Annotated in this window: 6 protein-coding genes and 1 pseudogene; 3 read left to right on the top strand and 4 right to left on the bottom strand. The window is 38.2% G+C overall.

All coding sequences use genetic code 11. The features are described from left to right. Positions 1-20: 20 nt before the first annotated feature. On the bottom strand, positions 21-419 hold the full coding sequence (locus IQ215_RS14025) for a four helix bundle protein (RefSeq protein ID WP_193802026.1): 399 nt from the start codon (positions 417-419) through the stop codon (positions 21-23). A 30-nt stretch (positions 420-449) separates the two neighbouring features. Here IQ215_RS14025 and IQ215_RS14020 point away from each other — a divergent pair, with 30 nt between their 5' ends. Then, entirely contained in the window at positions 450-1442 is a 993-nt protein-coding gene (locus IQ215_RS14020; protein ID WP_193802025.1) for an ABC transporter substrate-binding protein, read from the top strand. Further along, entirely contained in the window at positions 1432-2691 is a 1260-nt protein-coding gene (locus tag IQ215_RS14015; RefSeq protein WP_193802024.1) for an MFS transporter, read from the top strand. Before IQ215_RS14020 ends, IQ215_RS14015 begins: the two co-directional genes overlap by 11 nt. A gap of 47 nt (positions 2692-2738) precedes the next feature. Here IQ215_RS14015 and bioD read toward each other — a convergent pair whose 3' ends face one another. After that, complete coding sequence (gene bioD, locus IQ215_RS14010; protein WP_193802023.1) at positions 2739-3401, bottom strand: dethiobiotin synthase; 663 nt, start codon at positions 3399-3401, stop codon at positions 2739-2741. Positions 3402-3546: 145 nt separating this feature from the next. On the opposite strand from bioD, the gene IQ215_RS14005 reads away from it, so the two are divergent. Continuing rightward, positions 3547-4542 (top strand): ribose-phosphate pyrophosphokinase, encoded by a 996-nt coding sequence (locus IQ215_RS14005; protein ID WP_083260381.1) that lies wholly within the window; start codon positions 3547-3549, stop codon positions 4540-4542. Between the two features lie 165 nt (positions 4543-4707). Here the strand turns inward: IQ215_RS14005 and dnaK are convergent, their stop codons facing one another. Together dnaK and IQ215_RS13995 are read right to left on the bottom strand one after the other, a co-directional pair. Then, positions 4708-6468: a molecular chaperone DnaK gene (dnaK, locus tag IQ215_RS14000; protein WP_277815534.1), complete on the bottom strand. Its 1761-nt coding sequence runs from the start codon at positions 6466-6468 to the stop codon at positions 4708-4710. A gap of 16 nt (positions 6469-6484) precedes the next feature. Continuing rightward, positions 6485-6582, bottom strand: a pseudogene (locus IQ215_RS13995) (IS630 family transposase); the annotation flags it as partial.

Below are 6582 nucleotides of genomic sequence, written 5' to 3'. Positions count from 1 at the left end.
GGGGAGATGGGGGGATTGTTTTATGATAAACGCTTTCTATCTTTTAATATCCAAGTATCGACGGTATTAATCATTCTTACAATCATGCCAATAATTTGATTATATTGAGCGTAAAGTTTTCTCCCTATTTCCACATCCAAATATCTACATTTAACAGCAAACTTGATCCAGACTTGAGTTTCTGCGGCTTCGGCTTCCGCATCATTTAGTCTTAATAAAAATGACCCTCGATAACGTCTTCTTCGCCATGCTTCCCCAATATTTGCACAAACAGATCGAGAAGAACGTCTAATTTGATCAGTTAAAGAATATTTTTCCTCTTTTGGAAACCTTTTACTGACCTCAAAAATTTTCATCGCAGTATCAAACGCAACTTGATAAACCTCTAATTGTTCATGATTACTAACTAAATTCCCCATACTTATATCTCAAAATATCTCAAGAAATAAATGATACTTATTAACTTATTTGATTATATTATCTCCTTCCTAACCCCCAATCACCCTCACTCCCCTACCTCCCTACTCCTTATCCTTCTTCTTACCCTCACCGTTGCTTGTAATGAAAAAACTTCCCGCTTACCCGAAAGTTGTCGCCCCATTAATCATGGCATGGGAAAAACCTGTGTACCATCTAACCCTGAAAGGGTAGTGGCTTTAAATAGTTCGGCTATTGATACTCTGTTGGTGTTGGAGATGAAACCTGTGGGAGTGATTTCCAATACGGTGGATTTACTGGGCGATCGCACCACAAATATTACAAAAGTAGGACAAGAAGGCACAGTTAATTTAGAAGCCATTGTTAAACTACAACCTGATTTAATTATCGGTAGCGTTTATAACGATGAAAATATTTATCCTCAATTAAGCCAAATTGCCCCGACAGTCTTAAGAGATGGGCAGACTAATGGGGAATGGCAAGAAGATTTGTTATTCAATGCCGAAGTCTTGGGAAAGAAAGAAGAAGCACAACAATTGTTAGCAGAATATGAACAAAGATTGACAGATTTTAAAACTCAAATGGGGGAAAGATTGCAGGAAGTTGAGATTTCTTTAGTAAGAGTATATCCTGAACAAATTAGCATTTATCTGAACAACTCCTTTGCAGGAACAATTTTAGAGGATGCAGGTTTATCCCGCCCAGATTTTCAAAATCAGGGAATTAGAGGAGAAGCACCTTTTCAAATCATGATTAGTCGTGAAGAGACTTCCTTGGCTGATGGTGATGTAATTTTTTTATGGACGTATGGCACCAGTGCAGAGATAAAAAGTCAGGCTGAAAGTCAGTTAAATCGACTAAAAAATGATCCCCTTTGGCAACAACTAGGGGCGGTAAAAAATGGTCAAGTTTATCAAATTCCTCCCTATTGGAATGTACCTAGTTTGATGGCTGCTAATCGAGTAGTTGATGATTTATTTCGTTATCTGGTAAATGAGCAATAGTAATTTTTATTCTTTTATTATTTTATGGATGGGGCAGGGATTCTCCTTGATTGGTAGTCGCATGACTACTTTTGCCCTCATTTTTTGGACTTGGGGGGCGACTTCTCAGGCTAGTAGCTTATCTTTGTTATGGTTTTTTCAACAGTTACCCCAAATTTTGGTTGCTCCTTTAGCTGGTTTTTTGGTGGATAGGTGCGATCGTAAATTCTTGATGATGTTGGGTGATACCGTAGCGGTATTAAGTACATTATTTTTATTATTCAGGGAATTAAATCAACAGTTAACAATAATCGATTTATATATCACTACTTTTATCAACTCTTTTTTTGGTGGTATTCAAGAATTAGCTTATACTACCACCGTTCCTTTAATGGTCGCATCTCATCAATATAACCGAGCCAATAGTTTAGAATTTTTAGCAGGTTATGGCTCTCGTATTATTGCTCCCGCTTTGGCTGGAATTTTATATCCATTGATTCATTTTCAGGGTATTTTAATAGTAGATATTATTACTTTTTTTATTGCTTTTTTAATACTTATAAAAGTAAAAATTCCTAAGAAAAAGATTATTAATCAAGTTCAAAACTTTCCTAATTTACGTTATCAAATAACTAGCAGTTATAAATATATAAAACACAATCATAACTTAATAAATCTTTTGGTAATAGTATGTATATTCCAATTTTTTCATGATGTCGGTGATGCCATTTATGCTCCCATGATTTTAGCTCGTAGTAACAATAATGAATTTATTTATGCTCAAATTGCTACTTTTGCAGGATTAGGGGGGGTTTTGGGTTCATTAATAATCACTACTTGGGGGGGGTTTTCTCGTCCTTTTTTGGGTATAGTTATGGCGATGATGGGGGCTGGAATTAGTAAAATAATTTTTGGTGTGGGTAATACTGCTTTTATATGGACTGTGGCACAATTTTTTTCTTCTTTAAATTTCCCGATGTTAGGTAGTTCTCAAAAAACTGTTTGGCTCAAAAAAATTCCCGTTGATATACAAGGAAAAATTTTAGCTTTTGAGGGAATGTGTGTGTTAATTTGTTCTTTAATTGCTTATTTATTAGGTGGTTTTTTAGCGGATTATATTTTTGAACCTTTAATGATGACAAATAATATTTTTAGCCCCATTTTTGGTACAAGTAAGGGCGCTGGAATGAGTTTTTTATATGTTTTATGTGCTATGGGAATGTTTTTAGTAGGTTTATGGGGTTATAAAATTTTTTGTAAAATAGATTAGCAATTTTAGTGAAATTATAATTTTTTATCTTACAATATTTTATTTTTTTAATAAGATTTTATTTCAATGAAATCATGAAAAGTTTTTGCCAAAACCTGCAAATCAAAAAGATTGTCCACATAAGGAAAATAACCCAACACTGGAATATTAGTAAAAGACTCGATCATTTTTTTGGGAGTCCAATTATTAATCTGTTCCTCTGTACAGGGGTTAACACAATTAAAAATAATCCCTTTTAAATTAATTTTATGTTGTCTAGCTAGGGCGACATTGGCTACTGTATGGGCGATCGCCCCTAGCTTAACAGGGACAACTAAAATAGTATCCAAAGCCCAACTATCAGCCACATGGGCAATGGTTAAATCTTCAGTAATGGGAGAACCTAAACCCCCCAAAGCCTCCACCAAAAACAGATCATAGTCCGACTGCAAAGCCCGTAAACGAGAATAAATTAAATCCATATCAATAGAACGATTTTCCATGGCCGCCGCCACAGGAGGGGCTAAGGGTGCATCATACCGCAAAGGAATCTCCACATCATCAAAAAAATGTTGATAAAACTCCGCATCTCCCTGCACCCCCGTTTGCAATAACTTCATCAAACCCGTTGATAAATGAGGATGATAAACCTTATAATAAGCCCTCCACGCCGTCGTTACAATGGTTTTTCCCGCATCCGTATCCGTACCCGTAATAAATAAAGTTTTCATGAAAAAGTTAATAAAACCTCAAAATAAATGAAGCAAAATGCTATATATATTGTAAATTAGAATACAAGAGTAAAACTTCTCTGATCACAAAGGGAAAGATAAAGATTAAATTATTATTAAATTTTACGAGGTTAAAGAATTTGCCGTGAGTCATTCTGCCACTTTAACACTCAGTCCCATGTTACAACATCAAGTATCCGACAATAATCGCCTTAGATTATTTTCAGGGTCAGCAAACATCGGACTAGCTACCGAAGTAGCGCGCTATCTAGGCATGGATCTAGGACCGATGATTCGGAAAAGATTTGCCGACGGAGAGCTATACGTCCAAATCCAAGAATCAATCAGGGGGTGCGACGTTTATTTAATTCAACCCTGTTGCAATCCTGTCAACGATAACTTAATGGAGTTGCTGATCATGATTGATGCCTGTCGTCGGGCATCAGCACGGCAAATTACCGCAGTTATTCCCTATTATTCCTATGCTAGGGCAGACCGTAAAACCGCAGGTAGGGAGTCTATTTCTGCTAAATTAGTCGCCAACTTAGTTACCCAAGCAGGAGCTAACCGAGTTCTTGCCATGGATTTACATTCGGCCCAGATTCAAGGATACTTTGATATTCCTCTAGATCATGTTTATGGTTCTCCTGTTATCCTCGATTATCTTCTCCAAAAAGAGCTAGAAGATTTTGTGGTGGTATCTCCCGACGTGGGGGGGGTTGCCCGGGCAAGGGCTTTCGCCAAAAAACTTAATGATGCACCCCTAGCAATTATTGACAAACGTCGTCAGGCTCATAATGTGGCTGAAGTGATGAATGTTATTGGTGATGTCAAGGGTAAAAATGCCATTTTGGTGGACGACATGATTGATACTGCGGGAACATTACTCGAAGGGGCAAGACTTCTTAAGAAAGAAGGAGCTAAGAAAATTTATGCCTGTGCAACCCATGCGGTATTTTCTGGACCTGCTATTTCTCGCTTATCTAGTGATGTTTTTGAGGAAGTAATCGTAACTAATACAATTCCCGTACCTTTAGATAACTATTTTCCTCAGCTAAAAGTTTTATCGGTGGCGAACCTACTAGGGGAAACTATTTGGCGTATCCATGAGGATAGTTCGGTAAGTATTATGTTCCGTTAATTATAACAGAGCAAAAAAAAGAGGGGTGCAAACCCCTTTTTTTATGAGATGATAGAGGTCAGTAATACTAAATCTGATTTGTAAGATTTACTATCATCCACCTGGCCACAGTTGACAATAAACAATTATTATCTTTTTTCTGTTCCCTGTTCCCCATCCTAACTATTAATCTACAGTTTCATAATCCCCTGTAATGGTTTCATCTTGATCATAATCAAAGTCAAACTCCGCAGTACCTCCAGAAATTTGACTTAAACCACTAAGGATTTCATCTTCAATACTCTTAAATTCAGGATCAACATCATCTCCATCTAAAGATTCAAACATGGTTTCCCCTTGGGATTCTTCTCCCGTATCAGGGCTTTGAGATACACTTTCATAGGCTTTGCTACCTAAACCGATAATGGTTTCTCTCAGGTCGTTGATCATTGATTCCACCTGACTTACGGGAATATCTGTAGAATCAATGGCTTCGGCAATTTTAACTTTTTTCTGATTAATTTCCTCTTGTAAACCCTCACTGACAAGGAAAGGATTTTTTTCTAAACTTAATTCATAGCTATAGAGAAGACTATCTAATTGTTTCTTAATTTCTACTAATTCCACTCGACGGCGATCGCTCGAGGCATATTCTTGAGCTTCTCGGCGCATGGACTCAATTTCTTGGGCATCCAAAGAACCAGTATTACTAATGACAATTCCCTGTTCGATACCTGTGCCTTTATCCTTCGCACTCACTTTAAGAATACCATCGGCATCAATATCAAAGGATACCTCAATTTGTGGCACTCCCCTAGGGGCAGGGGGAATACCCGTTAAAAGGAATTTACCCAAACTTTTATTATCCTTGACCATGGAGCGCTCTCCCTGCAATACATGGACTTCCACTGAAGTTTGACCATCCACGGCGGTGGAAAATACTTGAGAACGACTGGTGGGAATGGTGGTGTTACGCTCAATAATTTTGGTAAACACTTCCCCAAGGGTTTCCAGACCTAAAGATAGGGGGGTAACATCTAATAACAGTAGGTTGCGCACCTCTCCCCCTAATACCCCCCCTTGCACCGCTGCCCCTAAGGCCACGGCTTCATCAGGGTTAATGGAGCGATCGATGGCGATACCAGTACCAAAAAACTGCTCTATTTTAGCCGAAATAGCAGGGGTACGGGTTGAACCCCCCACCAACACCACTCGATTAATTTGTTCTTTTCTGAGTTCCGAATCGGCGATCGCCCTTTCCATGGGAGGAACGATTTCTGCCACTAAGGGGGCGATTAATTCTTCTAAGTGGGGTCGAGATAGATCTAGTTCTAAGTGTTTTGGTCCACTGTCGTCGGCGGTAATAAAGGGTAGGTTGATGGAGGTTTCCATGAGGTTTGATAACTCAATTTTAGCTTTTTCAGCGGCCTCTCTGAGCCTTTGTAATGCCATTTTATCGGAGCTAAGGTCGATGCCTTCTTGGTCTTTAAATTCTTTGATTAACCAATCCACGATCACCCCATCAAAATCATCCCCCCCCAATTGATTGTTTCCTGAAGTGGATACCACCTCAAAAATACCGTTACCTAGTTGCAATACGGAAACATCAAAAGTACCTCCCCCAAGGTCAAATACCATGACATATTGATCTTGATCTTGTTTATCCAAACCATAGGCAAGGGCTGCGGCAGTGGGTTCGTTGATAATCCGCATTACCTCTAACCCTGCAATAGTTCCTGCATCTTTGGTAGCTTGTCTTTGAGCATCGGTAAAATAAGCGGGAACGGTAATCACTGCTTGACTGACTGGTTCTCCTAGGAAGGTTTCTGCATCAGTTTTCAGTTTTTGTAAGATCATCGAGGAGATTTCTTGGGGGGTATAACTACGGTCTTGGATTTGTACATCTACGGTGTCATCTTTTCCCTTAATACATTTATAGTTAATCAAAATAAGAATGAGACATTTAACTAGTACAATAATTGTAAATTATTTCATCTAAACTTGTTTCGCTATTACTATACATTCTTGCTCTTTTTAATGCACTAAAATCATGTTCAATGT

The organism is Cyanobacterium stanieri LEGE 03274 (assembly GCF_015207825.1).
Classification (GTDB): Bacteria; Cyanobacteriota; Cyanobacteriia; order Cyanobacteriales; family Cyanobacteriaceae; genus Cyanobacterium; species Cyanobacterium stanieri_B.
The sequence above is the reverse complement of the archived record's forward strand: the minus strand, read 5'-3'. Positions and strand labels throughout refer to the sequence as shown.